The 20,284-nt window shown below is 53.1% G+C and carries 13 protein-coding genes and 2 rRNA genes; 14 read left to right on the top strand and 1 reads right to left on the bottom strand.

The window, feature by feature from the left end; all coding sequences use genetic code 11:
* The first annotated feature begins 6 nt into the window (after positions 1-6).
* The 11 genes from MKX51_RS26480 (at position 7) to MKX51_RS26430 (ending at position 13,438) form a co-directional block, all read left to right on the top strand.
* The gene (locus tag MKX51_RS26480) at positions 7-1,524 is read left to right on the top strand and encodes an FGGY-family carbohydrate kinase (protein ID WP_340994461.1); all 1,518 of its coding nucleotides are present in this window, start codon (positions 7-9) and stop codon (positions 1,522-1,524) included.
* 13 nt (positions 1,525-1,537) lie between these two features.
* Entirely contained in the window at positions 1,538-2,416 is an 879-nt protein-coding gene (locus tag MKX51_RS26475) for a class II fructose-bisphosphate aldolase (RefSeq protein WP_340994460.1), read from the top strand.
* Positions 2,417-2,450: 34 nt separating this feature from the next.
* Complete coding sequence (locus MKX51_RS26470; RefSeq protein WP_340994459.1) at positions 2,451-3,500, top strand: aldose 1-epimerase family protein; 1,050 nt, start codon at positions 2,451-2,453, stop codon at positions 3,498-3,500.
* A gap of 19 nt (positions 3,501-3,519) precedes the next feature.
* Positions 3,520-5,013 (top strand): L-arabinose isomerase, encoded by a 1,494-nt coding sequence (araA, locus tag MKX51_RS26465; protein WP_340994458.1) that lies wholly within the window; start codon positions 3,520-3,522, stop codon positions 5,011-5,013.
* Positions 5,014-5,187: 174 nt separating this feature from the next.
* Positions 5,188-5,475, top strand: a complete 288-nt coding sequence (gene gatC, locus MKX51_RS26460) for an Asp-tRNA(Asn)/Glu-tRNA(Gln) amidotransferase subunit GatC (protein ID WP_340751676.1) — start codon at positions 5,188-5,190, stop codon at positions 5,473-5,475.
* A gap of 26 nt (positions 5,476-5,501) precedes the next feature.
* On the top strand, positions 5,502-6,959 hold the full coding sequence (gene gatA / locus MKX51_RS26455) for an Asp-tRNA(Asn)/Glu-tRNA(Gln) amidotransferase subunit GatA (RefSeq protein ID WP_340994457.1): 1,458 nt from the start codon (positions 5,502-5,504) through the stop codon (positions 6,957-6,959).
* Positions 6,960-6,990: 31 nt separating this feature from the next.
* Entirely contained in the window at positions 6,991-8,436 is a 1,446-nt protein-coding gene (gene gatB / locus MKX51_RS26450; protein ID WP_340994456.1) for an Asp-tRNA(Asn)/Glu-tRNA(Gln) amidotransferase subunit GatB, read from the top strand.
* 89 nt (positions 8,437-8,525) lie between these two features.
* Positions 8,526-8,999, top strand: a complete 474-nt coding sequence (locus MKX51_RS26445; RefSeq protein ID WP_340994455.1) for a GNAT family N-acetyltransferase — start codon at positions 8,526-8,528, stop codon at positions 8,997-8,999.
* A 37-nt stretch (positions 9,000-9,036) separates the two neighbouring features.
* Positions 9,037-10,965: a DUF4097 family beta strand repeat-containing protein gene (locus MKX51_RS26440; RefSeq protein ID WP_340994454.1), complete on the top strand. Its 1,929-nt coding sequence runs from the start codon at positions 9,037-9,039 to the stop codon at positions 10,963-10,965.
* Positions 10,966-11,090: 125 nt separating this feature from the next.
* Positions 11,091-11,522: a peroxide-responsive transcriptional repressor PerR gene (gene perR / locus MKX51_RS26435; protein ID WP_340938063.1), complete on the top strand. Its 432-nt coding sequence runs from the start codon at positions 11,091-11,093 to the stop codon at positions 11,520-11,522.
* A 194-nt stretch (positions 11,523-11,716) separates the two neighbouring features.
* The gene (locus MKX51_RS26430) at positions 11,717-13,438 is read left to right on the top strand and encodes a glycosyl hydrolase family 18 protein (protein ID WP_340994453.1); all 1,722 of its coding nucleotides are present in this window, start codon (positions 11,717-11,719) and stop codon (positions 13,436-13,438) included.
* 126 nt (positions 13,439-13,564) lie between these two features.
* Here MKX51_RS26430 and MKX51_RS26425 read toward each other — a convergent pair whose 3' ends face one another.
* Positions 13,565-13,930: a DUF2614 family zinc ribbon-containing protein gene (locus tag MKX51_RS26425; protein ID WP_340938068.1), complete on the bottom strand. Its 366-nt coding sequence runs from the start codon at positions 13,928-13,930 to the stop codon at positions 13,565-13,567.
* Positions 13,931-14,058: 128 nt separating this feature from the next.
* Here MKX51_RS26425 and MKX51_RS26420 point away from each other — a divergent pair, with 128 nt between their 5' ends.
* The 3 genes from MKX51_RS26420 to MKX51_RS26410 all read left to right on the top strand — a co-directional run bounded on the left by MKX51_RS26420 (position 14,059) and on the right by MKX51_RS26410 (position 20,263).
* Positions 14,059-14,934: a nucleotidyltransferase-like protein gene (locus MKX51_RS26420; protein ID WP_340994452.1), complete on the top strand. Its 876-nt coding sequence runs from the start codon at positions 14,059-14,061 to the stop codon at positions 14,932-14,934.
* A 547-nt stretch (positions 14,935-15,481) separates the two neighbouring features.
* Positions 15,482-17,042 (top strand): 16S ribosomal RNA (locus MKX51_RS26415).
* A 293-nt stretch (positions 17,043-17,335) separates the two neighbouring features.
* Positions 17,336-20,263: ribosomal RNA gene (locus MKX51_RS26410) — 23S ribosomal RNA — on the top strand.
* The 16S and 23S rRNA genes sit together here, the layout of an rRNA operon.
* Positions 20,264-20,284: the final 21 nt, after the last annotated feature.

Here is a 20,284-nt window from a genome sequence, read left to right as displayed (position 1 = left end):
GGGGACATGGCCGTCGATCTCATAGGCCTGGATATCGGGTCAACAGGCACGAAATGCCTCATCATGGCTCCAACGGGCGAGGTGCTGGCCCAGGCATACAGGGAATATCCCATGGAATCGCCGGAAAGCGGCTGTTATGAGCTGAATCCGCAGCGGGTGTGGGAAGCGGTTACAGCTGTGATAAGTTCCGCAATGAACAAGTATGACAGGCCGCCTGCCATGCTTGCCGGCCTGTCCGTTTCTTCCTTTGGGGAGGCTGCCGTTCTACTCGACAGCGGGGGATGCGTGCTTGGCAACAGCCTGCTGTATATTGACAAGCGGGGAAGCGAGCAACTGGAGGTTTTGGTGGAGCATATCGGAGAAGAGAATATCATTGGCAAGACGGGTCTTCATCCCCATCCGATGTACACCCTCTCCAAATTGATGTGGTACAGGGAAGAGCGGCCGGACATTTATGAGCGGCTTCATACCTTTCTGCCGTTTGGATCATTTATTCTCTATAAGCTGGGTGCAGGACCGGTAATCGACTATTCACTGGCGTCCAGAACGATGGCCTTTGATGTCCACCGGCTTGAGTGGGATGAAAATATTATCCGGGCGTCAGGCTTAAGGAGCGGGATATTTCCCCAGGCGCTGGAGCTTGGATCACGGATCGGCCGGATTTCACCCGCAGCGGCTGAGGCGCTGGGGCTGCCTGTGCACCTCCAGCTGGTGCTCGGCGGACATGACCAGGTATGTGCCACCATAGGCGCGGGAATTACGGAAGAAGGCTCGGCGGTGGACGGCATCGGTACCGTAGAGTGCATCACGCCGGTCTTCCATAAAATGCGGGTCAATGACAAGGCGCTTGCTGCCAGCAAGCTGGCACTGGTTCCTTATATCCAGGGGAGTTATACCACCTATGCCTTTAATTTCACCGGAGGCTCCCTGCTCAAGTGGTACAGGGACCAGTTCGGTTATGAAGAGAAATGTGCGGCAGATGAGTCCGGCCGGAGTGTCTATGAGATTATGGGCGAGAGCGCCGGAGAAGGTCCTACGGACATCTTGGTACTTCCGCATTTTGCCGGCTCAGGCACTCCATACATGAATCCGGCTGCGGTTGGGGTCATCGCGGGCTTGAATTTCAACACCACGAAGGGTGAACTGTACAGAGCCTTGATGGAAGGCGTCACCTATGAGATGAGGCTCAATCTGGATTGCCTGGAGCAGGCGGGTATGAGTATCAGGGAACTAAAAGCCTGCGGCGGCGGTGCCAAGTCCGCCCTGTGGCTGCAAATCAAGGCGGACATCATGAACAGGGCCGTCATCGCCCTTGATATCGAAGAGGCAGGTATTCTCGGAGCGGTGATTCTGGCCGGGGTGGCGCTGGGAGTGTTCCCTTCCTATGCAGAAGCTGCCCGCTGTCTGGTGAAGGCGGGCACTACCTTCTATCCCCGCCCGGAGAACCGCAGGCACTATGACGAGAATTACGCCAAATATAAACGGCTGTATCAAGCAGTGAATAACGTCATGTCGAACCCATAGGAGATGCTGAAGAATGCCATTAGTGACCCTGAAAGAGTTAATGAAGGATGCCGAAGCCAAACGTTATGCCGTCGGCGCGTACAATGTGATTAATTTGGAGATGATCCGGGGAATCATTGCCGGGGCTGAGGAGGCGCGCTCACCGGTCATTCTGTCCTTTGCGGAAGTACATATTCCGCTTGTTCCGCTGGAGGTGATCGCTCCTATTATACTGGCAGCTGCGAGGCAAGCGCGGGTTCCCGTTGCAGTACACCTGGACCACGGCCAGGATCACGAAATTCTGATCCGGGCGATGCAGCTCGGGTTCTCGTCAGTGATGTTCGACGGTGCGCATCTGCCGCTGGAGGAGAATATCCGCCAGACCAATGAGATCAGCAAAATCGCCAAGGCGCTCGGCGTTTCAGTAGAGGCTGAGCTTGGCAAGATTCTGCGTCCGGAAGGCGGCGGAGACGAGGAAGAGATAGAAGAGTATGATCCGGACGATGTTTACACCAATCCCCAAGAGGCACAAACCTTTATTGCACATACCGATGTCGATGCGCTCGCCGTTGCTTACGGGACCGCGCACGGTGTTTATCTGACAGAACCGGTTCTGGATTTTGAGCGGTTGAAGCTCATCAAAGAGCTTACCGGCCTGCCGCTGGTGATGCATGGCGGGTCTGGACTGGATGAAGCCGCCTATGTAACTTCCATACAGTGCGGCATCCGCAAGCTTAACTATTATTCCAATATGGCGCATGAAGTGGCCAATACCCTCCAGGCAAAATTGGCGGCCAACAGCGCGCAGCAGCACAAAAGCTATTATCATGACATATCCAGATGGGCTATGGAAGCAGTGCAGCAGGATATTGTGCGCACGATGAGAATTTTCGGGAGTGCCGGACAAGCCTGAGGCTTGCCTTCCCGGGTGCAGGAGGAATGGTGGTATGGCAAGACTTTATGGCAGAGAATGGACCCGGCGCGAGCTGGAGGCCAGAGTTGGCCGGATAGAGCAGCTTGCGGGAGTGCAGCCCTTTGTAATGAGAGAAGGGCCGGAGGCCGGTCAGGAAGTGTTCCGTGTGCGGACCGGCTCTGGCCTCTCCTATTGGGTGCATCCCGGCAAGGGAATGGATATCTCTTTGGCTGAATTTTGCGGGATTCCGGTTAGCTGGTCTGCCGCCAACGGCGATCCCCATGCCGCTTATTTCAGGGATGAGGGGAATCACTGGCTACACACGGCTTCCGGCGGGTTGCTGATGACTTGCGGATTATCACAAGCAGGTGCAGCTGGCCAGGACGAATACGGAGCTTATGGATTGCATGGACAAATCCACCATACGCCGGCACGCCAGGCCTCGTATCAGGCGGAATGGCAAGGCAATGAATATGAATTGCGCCTGCGGGGAGTCGTAGAGGAAACATCTATTTTTGGACATAAGCTGCGGTTGACCCGCACGATTACAAGCAGGCTTGGAGAGAACAGCTTGCAGCTTAGCGATATTGTGGAGAATACAGGGTTCACACCTGCCCCGCATCTGATGCTGTATCATTTCAACTTTGGTTTTCCTTTGCTTGCGGAGGATACCAGGATCATCTTGCCGGAGAGTAACAGTGTTCCGCGAGACGGCAGCATGGAGATGTCGCGGATAGATGAATGGCAGGCGCCGGATCAGAGTTTTAAGGAACAAGTGTATTACCATGAGCCATTGGAACGGCAAACGTACATTTGCGCACAAATCAGCAGCCCTTCTTTTCCTGTACCCGGCTTATCCTCATCTGCGGGAGGGCTGACGGTAGAGCTGAAGTGGGATCAGCGGACGCTGCCCCGACTGGTGCAGTGGAGAATGCCCGGAGCAGGTGAACATGTGCTGGGACTTGAGCCGTCCAATTGCTGGACACGGGGGAGAGCGGAAGAACGCGAAGCAGATTCGCTGCAACTGCTGGAGCCTGGAGAAGTCGTTCATTACGGGATTGAAATGAAATTCAAAACGAACTGAACTAACGGAGGAATTAGATATGCTGCAAGCTAAGCCATATGTATTCTGGTTTGTAACAGGGAGCCAAGGTTTGTACGGAGAGGATGTACTTGCGCAAGTAGAAGAGAATTCCAGGAAAATGGTGGAGGAGCTAAACCGCGAAGGAGGCCTTCCGTATCCGATTGAGTTCCGCGAAACCGTCACGGCCCCGGAAGCGATTCTGCGGGTTTGCCTTGAAGCCAATTCCAGCGGGACCTGCGCAGGGGTGATTACCTGGATGCACACCTTCTCGCCGGCCAAAATGTGGATCTCGGGGCTGGCCCAGCTGCGCAAGCCGCTGCTCCATCTGCACACCCAATACAATATTGAGATTCCCTGGGACAGTATTGATATGGAATTTATGAACTTGAACCAGGCGGCGCACGGTGACCGTGAGTTCGGGTTCATCGGCGCCCGCCTGCGCATGCCCAGAAAGATTATTGCAGGCCACTGGAAGGATGAAGAGGTACGTGCAAGAATCGGAGGGTGGATGAAGACGGCGGCGGGCTATACCGGGAGCCAGACGATGAGAATCGCCAGGTTCGGTGACAATATGCGTGATGTCGCGGTGACGGAAGGCGATAAGGTGGAGGCGCAAATTAAGCTGGGGTGGACGGTCAACGGTTATCCGGCCGGCGATTTGGCTGAACGGGTTCGGAGTGTAAGTGATGCCAAGCTGCGTACGCTGATGGATGAATACGCCGAATTATATGACTTTACGGATCAGGGTCGCGCCGATGGCGCTGAACGGGAAGCCATTCGTGAACAGGCGCGGATGGAGATTGCGCTGAGCGAATTTTTGGAGGAGGGCAGGTATACAGCGTTCGTGACCAGCTTCCAGGACCTGCATGGATTGAAGCAATTGCCGGGGCTGGCGGCTCAGCGGCTGATGGCGGCAGGCTACGGCTTCGGCGGTGAAGGCGACTGGAAGACGGCCGCGCTGGTACGGATGATGAAGATTATGGCCGGTAATCAAGGGACTTCTTTCATGGAGGATTATACGTATCATCTGCAAAAGGGCAATGAACTGGTACTGGGTTCCCATATGCTGGAGATCTGCCCGTCCCTGGCTGCGGACAGACCAAGGATTGAAGTGCATCCCTTGTTTGTCGGCGGCAAGGAAGCTCCTGCGCGTCTAATATTTAACGGAGCCAGCGGCAAAGGAATCAATGCCACACTGGTGGATATGGGCGACCGGTTCCGCCTGATCGTCAATGAAGTGAATGCCGTACAGAATGAACATAGAATGCCTCATCTGCCGGTAGCGCGTCTCCTCTGGCAGCCGGAGCCGTCCTTGACCCGTGCATCGGAAGCCTGGATTCTGGCCGGGGGTGCACATCACTTCGCCTTTTCCTTCCATACAACAAGTGAACAGCTCCGGGATTGGGCGCGCATGGCAGGAATCGAGTGTCTCGTCATCGACGCCTCCAGTACCTTTACCTCACTCGAAAATGAGCTGCGCTGGAATGACCTGTATTACCGGTTGAATCATTAGACGGAGTAAGCTTCATCCGTCAAGACCCGCTTCCTGCCACAATCAGCAGGTGCGGGTCTTTTGCTGCATATATCTCCCTCAATCGACAAGCGCATTGAATTGTAAGGCCGTCTACCCTATAATTAAAAACGTTATCCGGGCGCTTTAGCCCTTTAAACAGGAGGGATATTCATTATGAGCATCACCGTCAAAGATGTGCAGCATGTGGCCAAGCTGGCCCGCCTGCAATTAAGCCCGGAAGAAGAGGCTACCTTCACCGAACAAATGAATGCTATTTTACAATATGCCGAGAAGTTGAATGAGCTGGATACCGAGAACGTTCCGCCGACCACCCATGTGCTGCAGGTCAGCAATGTGATGCGTGACGATGTGGTGAAGGAGAGCCTGACCCAGGAGGCAGCCCTGCTTAACGCACCTGAAGACGAAGAAGGACATTTCAAGGTTCCCGCTGTTCTGGAATAACCCCATACCTGAGAGGAGGAAGCAAGTTGAGCCTGTTTCAATACCGATTACCTGAAGTACATAACATGCTGAACACCAAAGCGGTCTCGGTCAGTGAGCTGACCGAGGAATCGCTGTCCGTCATTGCGGAGCGTGACAGCAAGGTTCATGCCTTTTTGACACTGAATGAAGAGGGGGCCCGTGCTAAGGCGCGCGAGCTTGATGACAAGCTGGCAACCGGTGCTGCAAGAGGGCTGCTGTTCGGATTGCCTGCCGGTATTAAGGATAATATCGTGACCCAAGGTCTGCGCACCACCTGTGCCAGCCAGTTTCTGGCCAATTTCCAGCCAATCTATGATGCCACAGTAGTCTCCAAGCTGCGCCAGGCCGATGCGGTAACGATCGGCAAGCTGAACATGGACGAGTTCGCCATGGGCGGCTCCAATGAGAATTCCAGCTTTGGCGCTGTGCGCAATCCATGGGATTTGGAACGTGTTCCCGGCGGTTCGAGCGGCGGCTCGGCAGCAGCGGTTGCAGCCGGGGAAGTCTTCTTCACTCTCGGCTCAGACACAGGCGGCTCCATCCGCCAGCCAGCCTCCTATTGCGGAGTGGTCGGCCTCAAGCCTACGTATGGCCTGGTCTCCCGTTACGGACTTGTCGCTTTTGCTTCCTCCCTGGATCAGATCGGTCCGATTACCCGTACTGTGGAGGATTCCGCATACGTCCTGCAGGCAATTGCCGGTTATGATGCCCAGGACTCCACTTCGGCGAAGGTCAGCATCCCGGATTACCTGAGCTCGCTCACCGGTGATATTTCCGGTCTGCGCATTGCTGTGCCGAAGGAGTACATCGGCGAAGGTGTGGATGCCCAGGTCCGTGAATCGGTGCTCGCAGCGCTCAAAGTACTGGAAGGCCTTGGCGCAGTATGGGAAGAGGTCTCCCTTCCGCATACCGAATATGCCGTAGCCGCTTATTATCTGCTCTCCTCCTCGGAGGCTTCCTCCAACCTGGCCCGCTTTGACGGTGTCCGTTACGGGACGCGTGTGGATGATGGAGGCGGATTGCTGGATCTGTACCATAACTCCCGCAGTCAAGGCTTCGGTCCTGAAGTCAAACGCCGGATTATGCTCGGCACCTACGCGCTCAGCTCCGGATATTATGATGCTTATTATTTGAAGGCGCAGAAGGTACGCACCTTGATTAAGCAGGATTTCGATGAAGTATTCCAGAAATATGATGTCGTGATTGGTCCGACTGCGCCAACCACAGCCTTTAAGCTGGGCTCGCAGACCGAAGATCCGCTGACAATGTATCTGAATGATATTCTGACCATTCCTGTCAGTCTGGCCGGTATTCCTGCCATCAGCATTCCTTGCGGCTTCGCCGAGGGCCTGCCTGTCGGCTTGCAGATTATCGGCAAGGAGTTTGATGAGAGTACGGTACTGCGCGTTGCGCATGCCTTTGAACAGCATACAGAGCATCACAAGGCCCGCCCGCAACTGTAGCTTGAAGTAGTTGACCATAAACTTTTAAGGGATGAGATTATCTATGTCTAAATATGAAACGGTCATCGGGCTGGAAGTTCATGTGGAGCTTCATACCAAGTCCAAAATCTTCTGCGGCTGCTCTACTGAATTCGGCGCGCCGCCTAATACGCACACCTGTCCGGTCTGTCTTGGTCACCCCGGTGTACTGCCGGTACTGAACCGCCAAGCGGTGGAGTATGCCATGAAAGCGGCAATGGCTCTGAACTGTACGATCGGCGATGTCAGCAAATTCGACCGCAAAAACTATTTTTACCCCGATTCCCCGAAGGCCTACCAGATCTCGCAATATGATCAGCCTATCGGCCTCGGCGGCTGGATTGATATTGAAGTGAACGGCGAGACCAAGCGGATCGGGATCACCCGTCTTCATCTGGAAGAGGACGCCGGTAAGCTGACTCATGTGGATGGAGGCTTCGCTTCGCTCGTTGACTTCAACCGTGTGGGGACGCCGCTGATTGAGATTGTCTCTGAGCCTGATCTGCGTTCACCGGAGGAAGCGCGTGCTTACCTGGAGAAGATCCGCGCCATTATGCAGTACTGCGATGTGTCCGATGTGAAGATGGAGGAAGGCTCCATGCGTTGTGATGCCAACATCAGCCTGCGGCCGGCAGGGCAGGAGGAATTCGGTATCCGTGCGGAGCTGAAGAATATGAACTCCTTCCGCGGGGTTCTGCGCGGGCTGGAGTATGAGCAGTTCCGTCAGGGGGAGATTCTGGATGACGGGGGAACTGTTGTACAGGAGACCCGCCGCTGGGATGAAGCCGGAGGCAAGACCTTGTCCATGCGCGGCAAGGAGGAAGCCCATGATTACCGTTATTTCCCGGACCCGGATCTGATTGTGCTGCATATTGGCGAGGACTGGAAGGAAGCGATCCGCTCCACGATCCCTGAGCTGCCGGATGCCCGGCAGGCCCGGTACAGTGCGGAGTTTGGTCTGACTGCCTATGATGCCGGAGTACTTACCTCCTCCAAGCCGCTTGCAGACTTTTTCGAGGGCAGTCTTGCCTTCACGCAGGATGCCAAGGCTGTCGCCAACTGGATGATGGGCGATCTGCTGGGGTATTTGAACAGCAATAATCTGGAGTTATCCCAGGTGAAGATTACGCCGCAGGGACTGGGCGAGATGATCGGCCTGATCGCAGGCGGAACCATCAGCAGCAAAATCGCCAAAACCGTATTCAAAGAAATGCTGGAGAGCGGGAAGCTGCCGGCGGTAATTGTAGAAGAGCAAGGCCTTGTTCAGATCAGCGATGAAGGGGCGATCAAGCGGATTGTGGAGGAAGTGATCGCGGCCAACCCGCAATCGGTCGAAGACTACAAGGCAGGCAAGAAACAAGCGATCGGCTTCCTTGTAGGACAGGTCATGAAGGCAAGCAAAGGGAAGGCTAACCCGGGGCTTGCGAACACTCTGCTCACAGAAGTGCTGAACAGATAGACTGTTTTTGGGTAATAGATCATAGAATCTTGGGCACAGGGCTTGTCGGCAACGGCAGGCTCTGTGCGGTATATAAGGGGAATATACGGATGGATACAATCGTGAAGCTGAATCTGCAGGATGAGTTCACACTGGATGAGCTGTGGAGCCTTCAGCATAAGGCATACCGCCTGGAGGCGGAGATCATCGGGTTTCGTGACATACCGCCGCTGCTGGAGACGAGGGACATGCTCAGCCGGGTTACAGAGGAGTTCTACGGCTGCTTCGATGAGACGGAGGAGCTGCTCGGCGCTGTTGCAGTCATAGAGGAGTCTCCCGGCAAGCTAACCGTTACCCGGATGATGGTCAGCCCGGACCATTTCCGCCAAGGCGTGGCCGGAAGACTGTTGGAATTTATCTTTGACCGTTATGCGGAGATGGAGCAGTTTATCGTATCTACGGGGAAGCTGAACCTTCCGGCAGTGACGCTCTATACCAAGCACGGGTTCATTCCTGCCGGGTCCGAAGAGGTGGTTCCGGGAGTAGAGCTGCTGGAATTCCACCGGACAGGCAGGCTGAAATGACAAGTACATCCCATTTTAGAAAGGAGGAGTACCGAGAATGAGTTCCGGCCATCAGAATCATGAGGAGCTTCCCGTGCGGGAAGAAGAGAATGAGGCAGGCTTGCCGCTGTCTGAAGCTGACGTAGAATTGAACCATCCCTACATCCCTCCCCGTCCCAAACGCCGTCCGCGTAAACGTAAATTTATAGCCGGCCTGCTTGCTGCAGTGCTTCCCGGCACGGGACATCTCTATCTCGGGCTGCTCCGCAAAGGGGTTTCTGTCATTTTCCTTATTGTGCTGGATATTGTGGCACTGCTGTATTTCTCATCGATCGGGATGCAAATTAATGTACCGCTGCTGATTTTACTGGGGCTGCTGATTCCGGTGTTATACTTCTATAATGTGTTTGACGCGCTTCAGAACGCAGACCGGATTCTGCGGTTCCCTGATGAGCATGATCTTGAAGAGCTGGAGACCATCCAGTCCAGTACAACAACCTCAAGACGCCGGGTAAGGATCAGCGAGCCGGGGATATCTTTTGGCCTCCTGCTGCTTATCGGCGGGGCGATGCTCTTTCTTTTCCAGCAAAAGCCGCCCTGGCTTCGGGGATTCATTGAGACCTCTGCCGGTGCTGCCGCCTCCGTGGTGCTGATAGGCCTCGGCCTTCTTATGGGGATCAGAGAGATGGCCAGGGACTCCATGGCGCGTCAGGACAAGGAGCGGAAGAAACGGCGGATCGGCAGATATACGGCCTCAGTAACGCTGGCTGCTGTCGGAATCCTGCTTCTCCTGGACTGGCGTGATGGAACAGATTATATGATGCTGCTGCTCAAATGGTGGCCTATCATTCCGGTATTATGGGGAGTAGAGTATCTGCTGATCTATATTCTTTTCCGCCGTCTGAAGCAGAGCGGTACTGCCGGAAGAGCGCGGATGGATCTGCGGGGATTGTTCTCTGCGGTAATACTGGCAGCCTGTGTGTTTATCGTAACCGAGCAGGAGCACTATCTGCATCTGTGGAACAAGGTGAGTCTTAACCTGACCGTGGCGGCAGTCGATTACGGGGAAGCGGAAGGAAGCTCTTATCAGAAGGATACGCTGATGGTTCCGGTCGAACTGAACACCTCCAAGGTCAATATTGACGCTATTAATGGAGACATTCTCGTTCACCGGGCTGCTGTGGAGGATATCGAGATTACCGCAACCGTATGGGTGGACCAGCTGGACGGGGTACTGGCTGAATCTATAGCCGACCAGTCTTTTGTCGAGGTGACAGAGGGAGCAACGATCAAGATCACACCCCAGAGTAAGGCGTACGGTGAATCCGGCAAACGCCAGCCGCGGATCAACCTGGATATCTCCCTGCCGGAAGACCGGCGGTTCGACCTGAACGTCCGTACGATGAATGGCGGAATTACCCTGCAGAATGTGGAAGCCATTGCCGACATCTCGCTGGAGACCGGGAACGGGGAGCTGATTCTGCACCGCATTTACGGCAATGTAAAAGGTAAAACCTTAAACGGCGCGGTGCGCGCCAGAGATGTCCTGGGCAATGTGGAGCTGGGGACAAGCGGAGGCGATATGGGGGCTTGGGATGTTAGAGGGGCCCTGAAGCTGTCAACGGCGGTCGGCAACATCACGGCATATGACAGCGGGGATACGCTGGATCTGTCCACGAAGAATGGCAATGTAGAGGTATCCGGAGCAAGATCCAAGCTGCATGCCGAATCCCTGAACGGCCGGATCAGCATCCGCTCCGGGGATTTCGGGGGAGACTGGGATGTATACAGTGCCGTGGGGGATATTGAACTGTTCCTGCCGCTAACAGGTAATTATACGGTGGAGGGCTCCAGCGGATATGGAGATATCGTAACAGACCTGCCAGGGCTCGTGATTGACAAAAAGGTGCTTTCCGGCCAGATCGGAACCGGTGAATTCAAGCTGCGTGTAGACGGAAACAGCAATTTAAATGTGAGCAAATATTGAAATAAGGAATTTTTATTATATAATAATGAATATAATGTAATGACGTCATTGACAACGTTGAAAGCAGAGTCATACAATTACATTAGAATTATTATTAAGTTGTATAATCAAAGGCGGTGGCATGGATGGGTAGTGGCGTACAGCATGCATTGGAGCAACTCAAGACAACCGGTGTCCGTATTACGCCTCAGCGTCATGCGATTCTAACGTATCTGATGGAAGCGATGAATCATCCTACGGCAGACGATATCTACCGGGCACTTGAGCCTCAGTTTCCGAGTATGAGTGTGGCAACTGTGTATAACAATCTTAAGATGTTCATGGAAGCAGGTATGGTCCGTGAGCTGACCTACGGTGATAATTCCAGCCGTTTCGACGCCAATGTATCTGATCATTATCATGTTATCTGCCAGGAATGCGGCAAGATTGAGGATTTCAGCTATTCTACTCTTCATGAGGTAGAGCAGCAGGCCGAACGGGCCACGGGCTTCAAGATTCATGGATTGCGTATGGAGCTGTACGGTGTGTGCAAAGGCTGCAGCGAGAAGCAGCACTGAATGGAATAACACCTATAAGCGTGTAGAGTCCGAATGCGGATTCTGCACGCTTTTTTGTAAGGAGAGAGAAAGATGCTGTTACAAAAATACAAACCTTCCAAGAGATTCGCGCAACCAAGCTCGGCTGCATGGCGTATACTTAACAGAAGTGATGCCTGCTTTTAAAAATCAACGAATGGTTTGGAGGACCTATTTTGGACAGAAGACAGAGACAAAGACGCGTCACGAAGCGTGGAAGTCTTACTCGCCGCTTATTGGGACTTGTCATCATAGCCGCCGCAGCCTTTTGGGTTGTTTATTATGTACTGCCGAACCGCCAGCATGTGGACCCGGACTGGAAGGGGCTGGACAAGCCGATTTTTGTGAAGGGACAGCTTACCGGCTATTCAGCATCGGGTACGGGGGACGGGCTGCTTTTACCGCTGCCTTTTTTGCAGGAATATGTAGATTCTTCTATCCGTTATGAAAAAGAAAGCAAATCAGTTATTCTCTCAACGGACAGCAGTCTACTGTACATGCAGGAGGAATCAACAGCCGCAGCGCTGAACAATGAACCTCTGCAGCTTCGCCTTGCTCCCGAGGTTAAAGATAAAGTGACCTATCTTCCGGCAGATACACTGGAGAATCTGTACGGCTTCGAGATCGAAGAGGATACGAATACCGGTGCAGTGCTGCTAATGACTGCAGGTGAATCGGTGCCGCTTGGCAAGGTGAAGGGCAAAGAAGGCGGGAAAACGAAAGCCCTGCGCAGTGAACCCTCGGTGCATGCACCGATTTTTGCTGATATGAACCCCGGGGATGTCGTACGAATCTGGAACACGGACACGAAGGACTGGGTATTCGCTCAGCTTGATAATGGTTATTCGGGTTACGCCCAGGCGGATGATATTACCGAAGACGGTACCCGAACTGTAGAGAAAAAGCCCGAAACACCTACACGTGCGCAGCGCAGCTGGAAGGATAAGCCGGTTAATATGTTCTGGGAAGCTGTGTACGAACGCAAGCCGAATCCCGCCAAATTCGCAGCCTTGCCTGGAATTAATGTGGTTAGCCCCACCTGGTTCAGCATTATTGATGTGAAGGGGAATGTGCGCAGCCAGGCAGACCGCTCTTATGTGGATTGGGCGCATAATCAAGGGATGGAGGTATGGGGGCTGCTCAGCAACAGCTTTGAACCCGATTTGACTACTGAAGCCTTATCCACATATGACAATCGGATGAATGCCATTGTTCAGATGCTAAAGTATGCAGACCTGTATAACTTAGACGGGATTAATATCGACTTCGAGAATGTGTACACCAAGGATGGACCGAACGTAACGCAGTTCATGCGGGAACTGAAGCCGATGGCCCAGAGCCGGAATCTGATTGTCTCTATTGATGTTACGCCGAAGTCCAAGAGCGAGATGTGGTCCCTGTTCCTCGACCGCCGGGCGCTTGCCGCCGTATCCGACTTCCTGGTTGTAATGGCCTACGACGAGCACTGGGCAGCCAGTCCGGTTGCAGGATCAGTAGCATCTCTACCGTGGGTTAAGACCTCTATGAACCGGATTATCGAGGAGGATGAGGTGCCGGCTGAGAAGCTGATTCTGGGAGTGCCGCTCTATACGCGGATCTGGACGGAAGCTACCGAGAAGGGGAAGACCAAGGTAAGCTCTAAGGCTGTCAGCATGAATGCGGTCAAGGAGATTATCGCCGAGAAGAAGCTGACACCCGTATTCGATAAGGAAGCCGGACAGAACTACGTGGAGTATAAGGAAGATGATGTTCTCCGCAAAATCTGGATCGAGGACACCACCTCGCTCACAGCCAGGGTAGAGCTGGCCCAGTCCTTGAAGCTGGGCGGTGTGGCAGCCTGGAACCGCAGCTTCGCCAGTCCGGAGGCATGGGAAGCATTGAAGGGAATTATAAAATAAGATGATCTCAATATAAAAAGGTGTTGTCCTACAGTGGACAACACCTTTTTTGGCAGACAATACTATTCTTACATTACCTTGTCTCTTAATAAATGCATAATGTCAGTAAGCACGGCTTGGATAGGATTAGTGTTTCAGTTGCTGGGCTTCAAGCTCCTCGGCAGTAATGGTAGCTTGTGCAGGGTCCATGGTGAGGATGGTGTGGCAGAACATGCAGCGGTCGGTTTTGCCCAGCATTTTGGTCAGCTTATGACACTCCGGACATTCCACCTGAACCGCACTGGTTGAGAGCATGCCCGCCCAGAAATAAATAGCCAGACTGGCCATCATGGAGACGAGTCCAATGACAAGACCGACAGCAGCAACGACTTTGCCGGCAGATCCCCAGAATACAATACCTGCGGTTCCCATGATCATGAGACCCATGCCAAGCATGGTCAGAAGCAGTCCCCAGGTGCGAAAAGCATTGATTTTGGCCGATTTAAATTTCATGAGTACGATCTCCTAACTGAAATATAGTTCGGTTGTTCAGGAGGAACTGGCATGAATATGTAGAATAAGCTTATGTATAGAGATTATAACTGACGGACGCAAAATCGCCAAATTTGATGGAGGGAAGTATGGAACTGTCCAATTTGACCCTATTAAGCGGGGAGACATTTGAGGAGAATGTTCTTGGAGCCGTTGCTTGGCGGCAAAGAGGAGATGCCACGTTTCAAAGTGCGCTGCTGCACGATTTTGATATGGTGGTCCTTCTGCTGCATGAGGAACAGGAGACGGAACGCATCATAACCCATAGCATTGCCGGTGATAAGCGGACACAATCGGTGCATGTAGGTCTATCTGCATTGGAACGTGCTGTCATGGCCGGAGATAACAACGAGCTTCTTAGCAGCCTGATATCCGGAGAGGTACTCTGGGACCCGAAGGGGATCTTGGCGGAGATGCGTAAGCAGCTCACCCAGTTTGAGGGCCCGCTTAAAGAACGGGTGCTGTTCATGGAATTCTCCCGTTTTTTACATATGTATATTAAGTCCAAGCGTTATATTGAAGCAGGCTGTACCATGGATGCCTATAATTGCGTACTCATTGCCTTGTATCATTGGGCGCGCATTGAAGTGAGTGAATCGGGGTATTTCCCGGAACCGGCAGTATGGGGACAGGTGAAAAGCTTGAACTCCCCGGTCCATAAGCTATATGAAGAATTGACTATCAGCACAGAGACACTGGACCAGAGAATCGAACTGATCCTGCTTGCCTGTGAATTTGCCCTTATGTCAAAAATGGAGGATTGCTGTATCATGCTGCTTCATATCCTGGGCAGCCGTAAGGAGGCGTGGAGCATTAAGGAGCTTCTGCAGCATTCGGGGCTCAGCCCGCTCCAGGCAGAGTTGCCGCTTGTGCTTCGCAAGCTGGTATCCCGTTCATTAATCCGGGAGATCGCCTCGTGGGCAGTTGATGCCGGGGATGGTCATGCCATACGTTATACCCTTTAAGATAACATATCGCCTACTGGCGGTAACAGCTCTATATAGATAGCATTAGCGGGAGAATGGAGAGGGTGAATCTACTCTCTTTTTTTATAGAATTTATATGTTTGGGGGCCCCCGCAAAGTACCTGAGTCATCACCTACGCTAAAGCCTCACTTTGTGGGGTTATTTTATTTGCCCGGGTTTGCAGGGAAGCTGAATATTTAGGGTTGACTAGGGTGCAGTTCTTATGATAAATTATAACTCGTCCCTCTGACATAACGATGCGCAGCAATGCAGTCGTAAATCAGCCGAAAAAAGAAATTAAAAAAAAGGTTGACTAAAACGAGGGCGCTGTGATATATTATAAAGGTCGCTGCTGAGACAAAAAACGGCGACGAAAGATGAGTTTGATCTTTGAAAACTGAACAACGAGTGAGTATCTGGAGATCACTTCGGTGAGATCCAAACAGTGATGAGTTTCACAGCGTCTTGTACGCTTTAGAAATTCATCGTGAGAATGTAAATTCTCGTCAGATGTTTCAAAATGAGCAATCGCTCTTTCTAAATACCAATTTGGAGAGTTTGATCCTGGCTCAGGACGAACGCTGGCGGCGTGCCTAATACATGCAAGTCGAGCGGAGTGTGAGAGGAAGCTTGCTTCCTTTCAAACTTAGCGGCGGACGGGTGAGTAACACGTAGGCAACCTGCCCTCAAGCCTGGGATAACTACCGGAAACGGTAGCTAATACCGGATAATTTCTTTCTTCTCCTGAGGAGAGAATGAAAGGCGGAGCAATCTGCTGCTTGGGGATGGGCCTGCGGCGCATTAGCTAGTTGGTGGGGTAACGGCCCACCAAGGCGACGATGCGTAGCCGACCTGAGAGGGTGAACGGCCACACTGGGACTGAGACACGGCCCAGACTCCTACGGGAGGCAGCAGTAGGGAATCTTCCGCAATGGGCGCAAGCCTGACGGAGCAACGCCGCGTGAGTGATGAAGGTTTTCGGATCGTAAAGCTCTGTTGCCAGGGAAGAACGTCCGGTAGAGTAACTGCTACCGGAGTGACGGTACCTGAGAAGAAAGCCCCGGCTAACTACGTGCCAGCAGCCGCGGTAATACGTAGGGGGCAAGCGTTGTCCGGAATTATTGGGCGTAAAGCGCGCGCAGGCGGTTATTTAAGTCTGGTGTTTAAACCTTGGGCTCAACCTGAGGTCGCACTGGAAACTGGGTGACTTGAGTACAGAAGAGGAAAGTGGAATTCCACGTGTAGCGGTGAAATGCGTAGATATGTGGAGGAACACCAGTGGCGAAGGCGACTTTCTGGGCTGTAACTGACGCTGAGGCGCGAAAGCGTGGGGAGCAAACAGGATTAGATACCCTGGTAGTCCACGCCGTAAACGATGAGTGCTAGGTGTTAGGGGTTTCGATACCCTTGGTGCCGAAGTTAACACAGTAAGCACTCCGCCTGGGGAGTACGGTCGCAAGACTGAAACTCAAAGGAATTGACGGGGACCCGCACAAGCAGTGGAGTATGTGGTTTAATTCGAAGCAACGCGAAGAACCTTACCAGGTCTTGACATCCAACTAACGAAGCAGAGATGCATCAGGTGCCCTTCGGGGAAAGTTGAGACAGGTGGTGCATGGTTGTCGTCAGCTCGTGTCGTGAGATGTTGGGTTAAGTCCCGCAACGAGCGCAACCCTTGACTTTAGTTGCCAGCAGGTTGAGCTGGGCACTCTAGAGTGACTGCCGGTGACAAACCGGAGGAAGGTGGGGATGACGTCAAATCATCATGCCCCTTATGACCTGGGCTACACACGTACTACAATGGCCGGTACAACGGGAAGCGAAGCCGCGAGGTGGAGCCAATCCCAGCAAAGCCGGTCTCAGTTCGGATTGCAGGCTGCAACTCGCCTGCATGAAGTCGGAATTGCTAGTAATCGCGGATCAGCATGCCGCGGTGAATACGTTCCCGGGTCTTGTACACACCGCCCGTCACACCACGAGAGTTTACAACACCCGAAGTCGGTGGGGTAACCCGCAAGGGAGCCAGCCGCCGAAGGTGGGGTAGATGATTGGGGTGAAGTCGTAACAAGGTAGCCGTATCGGAAGGTGCGGCTGGATCACCTCCTTTCTATGGAGAATCGTTTCCTGCAACGGAAACATTCAAATCGGAAGCTTGCTTCCACCAAAGAACCCTTGGGTTCGAATACTCACTCGTTGGTCAGTTTTGAGAGTTTAAGCTCTCAACCGTCTGTAACTTCGATCGACACAGTTGTGTTCGACCCGAACTTACAGCAACTTGATCCTTGAAAACTGGATACCGAAACGAATTTGCGTTTTAGAACATCTTTTAGCTGAAACTTGTGTAAGCAAGTGGAAATAGTTATTAGTTGCTACCGTGATTTTCCTTAGGGAAAACACATTGGTTAAGCTACTAAGAGCACACGGAGGATGCCTAGGCGCCAGGAGCCGACGAAGGACGTGGCGAACAACGAAACTGCCTCGGGGAGCTGTAAGCAAGCTTTGATCCGGGGGTGTCCGAATGGGGAAACCCAGCTGTGGTAATTCGCAGTTACTCGTATCTGAATACATAGGATACGCAGAGGCAGACCAGGGGAACTGAAACATCTAAGTACCCTGAGGAAGAGAAAACAATAGTGATTCCGTCAGTAGCGGCGAGCGAACGCGGAACAGCCTAAACCAAGGGGCTTGCCTCTTGGGGTTGTGGGACGTCTCACATGGAGTTACAAAGGAATAGAGTAGGCGAAGAGGTCTGGAAAGGCCCGCGATAGAGGTAAAAGCCCTGTAGCCTAAACTGTGTTCTCTCCGAGACGGATCCCGAGTAGTGCGGGGCACGTGAAACCCCGTATGAATCCAGCAGGACCATCTGCTAAGGCTAAATACTACCTGGCGACCGATAGTGAAACAGTACCGTGAGGGAAAGGTGAAAAGCACCCCGGAAGGGGAGTGAAATAGAACCTGAAACCGTGTGCTTACAAAAAGTCAGAGCCCTTTCTATGGGTGATGGCGTGCCTTTTGTAGAATGAACCGGCGAGTTACGTTTAACATGCAAGGTTAAGGTGAGAAGCCGGAGCCGCAGCGAAAGCGAGTCTGAATAGGGCGATTTAAGTATGTGGACGTAGACCCGAAACCGTGTGATCTACCCCTGTCCAGGGTGAAGGTGCGGTAACACGCACTGGAGGCCCGAACCCACGCATGTTGAAAAATGCGGGGATGAGGTGGGGGTAGCGGAGAAATTCCAATCGAACTCGGAGATAGCTGGTTCTCCCCGAAATAGCTTTAGGGCTAGCCTCGGTGAATGGAGTGGTGGAGGTAGAGCACTGATTGGGTGCGGGGCCCGCAAGGGTTACCAAGCTCAGTCAAACTCCGAATGCCATTTACTTCTTGCCGGGAGTCAGACAGTGAGTGCTAAGATCCATTGTCAAAAGGGAAACAGCCCAGACCATCAGCTAAGGTCCCCAAGTGTGTGTTAAGTGGGAAAGGATGTGGAGTTGCACAGACAACCAGGATGTTGGCTTAGAAGCAGCCACCATTGAAAGAGTGCGTAATAGCTCACTGGTCGAGTGACTCTGCGCCGAAAATGTAACGGGGCTAAACACACCACCGAAGCTATGGCTAGATGCGTTGCATCTGGGGTAGGGGAGCGTTGTATATACGTTGAAGGTGTACCGTAAGGAGCGCTGGAGAGTATACAAGTGAGAATGCCGGTATGAGTAACGAAAAGATCAGTGAGAATCTGATCCGCCGAAAGCCCAAGGTTTCCTGAGGAAGGCTCGTCCGCTCAGGGTAAGTCGGGACCTAAGGCGAGGCCGACAGGCGTAGTCGAAGGACAACAGTTTGAAATTACTGTACCACCGTAATCCGCTATGAGCGATGGGGTGACGCAGGAGGGTAGTGACGCGGACTGATGGATGTCCGTCTAAGCAGTGAGGCTGGTGTGCAGGCAAATCCGCACATCATTAAGGCTGGGCTGTGATGGGGAGCGAAAATTACAGTAGCGAAGGTCATGATCTCACACTGCCAAGAAAAGCCTCTAGTCAGGAGAAGGTGCCCGTACCGCAAACCGACACAGGTAGGCGAGAAGAGAATTCTAAGGCGCGCGGAAGAACTCTCGTTAAGGAACTCGGCAAAATGACCCCGTAACTTCGGGAGAAGGGGTGCCTCGGTAGGGTGAATAGCCCGAGGGGGCCGCAGTGAAAAGGCCCAAGCGACTGTTTAGCAAAAACACAGGTCTGTGCGAAGCCGTAAGGCGAAGTATACGGGCTGACGCCTGCCCGGTGCTGGAAGGTTAAGGGGAGCGGTTAGGAGCAATCCGAAGCTGTGAACCGAAGCCCCAGTAAACGGCGGCCGTAACTATAACGGTCCTAAGGTAGCGAAATTCCTTGTCAGGTAAATTCTGACCCGCACGAATGGCGTAACGACTTGGGCGCTGTCTCAACGAGAGATCCGGTGAAATTTTAATACCTGTGAAGATGCAGGTTACCCGCGACAAGACGGAAAGACCCCATGGAGCTTTACTGCAGCTTGATATTGAATTTGGGTACGATCTGTACAGGATAGGTGGGAGCCGGTGAGGCAGGAGCGCAAGCTTCTGCGGAGGCGCCGTTGGGATACCACCCTGATCGTATCTAGGTTCTAACCTAGTACCCTTAGCGGGTATGGGGACCGTGTCAGGCGGGCAGTTTGACTGGGGCGGTCGCCTCCTAAAGAGTAACGGAGGCGTTCAAAGGTTCCCTCAGAATGGTTGGAAATCATTCGCAGAGTGCAAAGGCATAAGGGAGCTTGACTGCGAGACCTACAAGTCGAGCAGGGACGAAAGTCGGACTTAGTGATCCGGTGGTACCGCATGGAAGGGCCATCGCTCAACGGATAAAAGCTACCCTGGGGATAACAGGCTTATCTCCCCCAAGAGTCCACATCGACGGGGAGGTTTGGCACCTCGATGTCGGCTCATCGCATCCTGGGGCTGAAGTAGGTCCCAAGGGTTGGGCTGTTCGCCCATTAAAGCGGTACGCGAGCTGGGTTCAGAACGTCGTGAGACAGTTCGGTCCCTATCTGTCGTGGGCGCAGGAAATTTGAGAGGAGCTGTCCTTAGTACGAGAGGACCGGGATGGACGTACCGCTGGTGCATCAGTTGTTCCGCCAGGAGCATGGCTGAGTAGCTACGTACGGACGGGATAAGCGCTGAAAGCATCTAAGCGTGAAGCCCCCCTCAAGATGAGATTTCCCAATTAGTAAGACCCCTTGAAGACGACGAGGTAGATAGGTTGGAGGTGGAAGTGCAGCAATGCATGGAGCTGACCAATACTAATCGGTCGAGGGCTTATCCAAATTTCTAACACGCAGATTCGT

It is taken from the genome of Paenibacillus sp. FSL M7-0420, assembly GCF_038002345.1.
Taxonomy (GTDB): domain Bacteria; phylum Bacillota; class Bacilli; order Paenibacillales; family Paenibacillaceae; genus Paenibacillus_AQ.
This window is presented reverse-complemented; position numbering and strand designations above follow the sequence as displayed.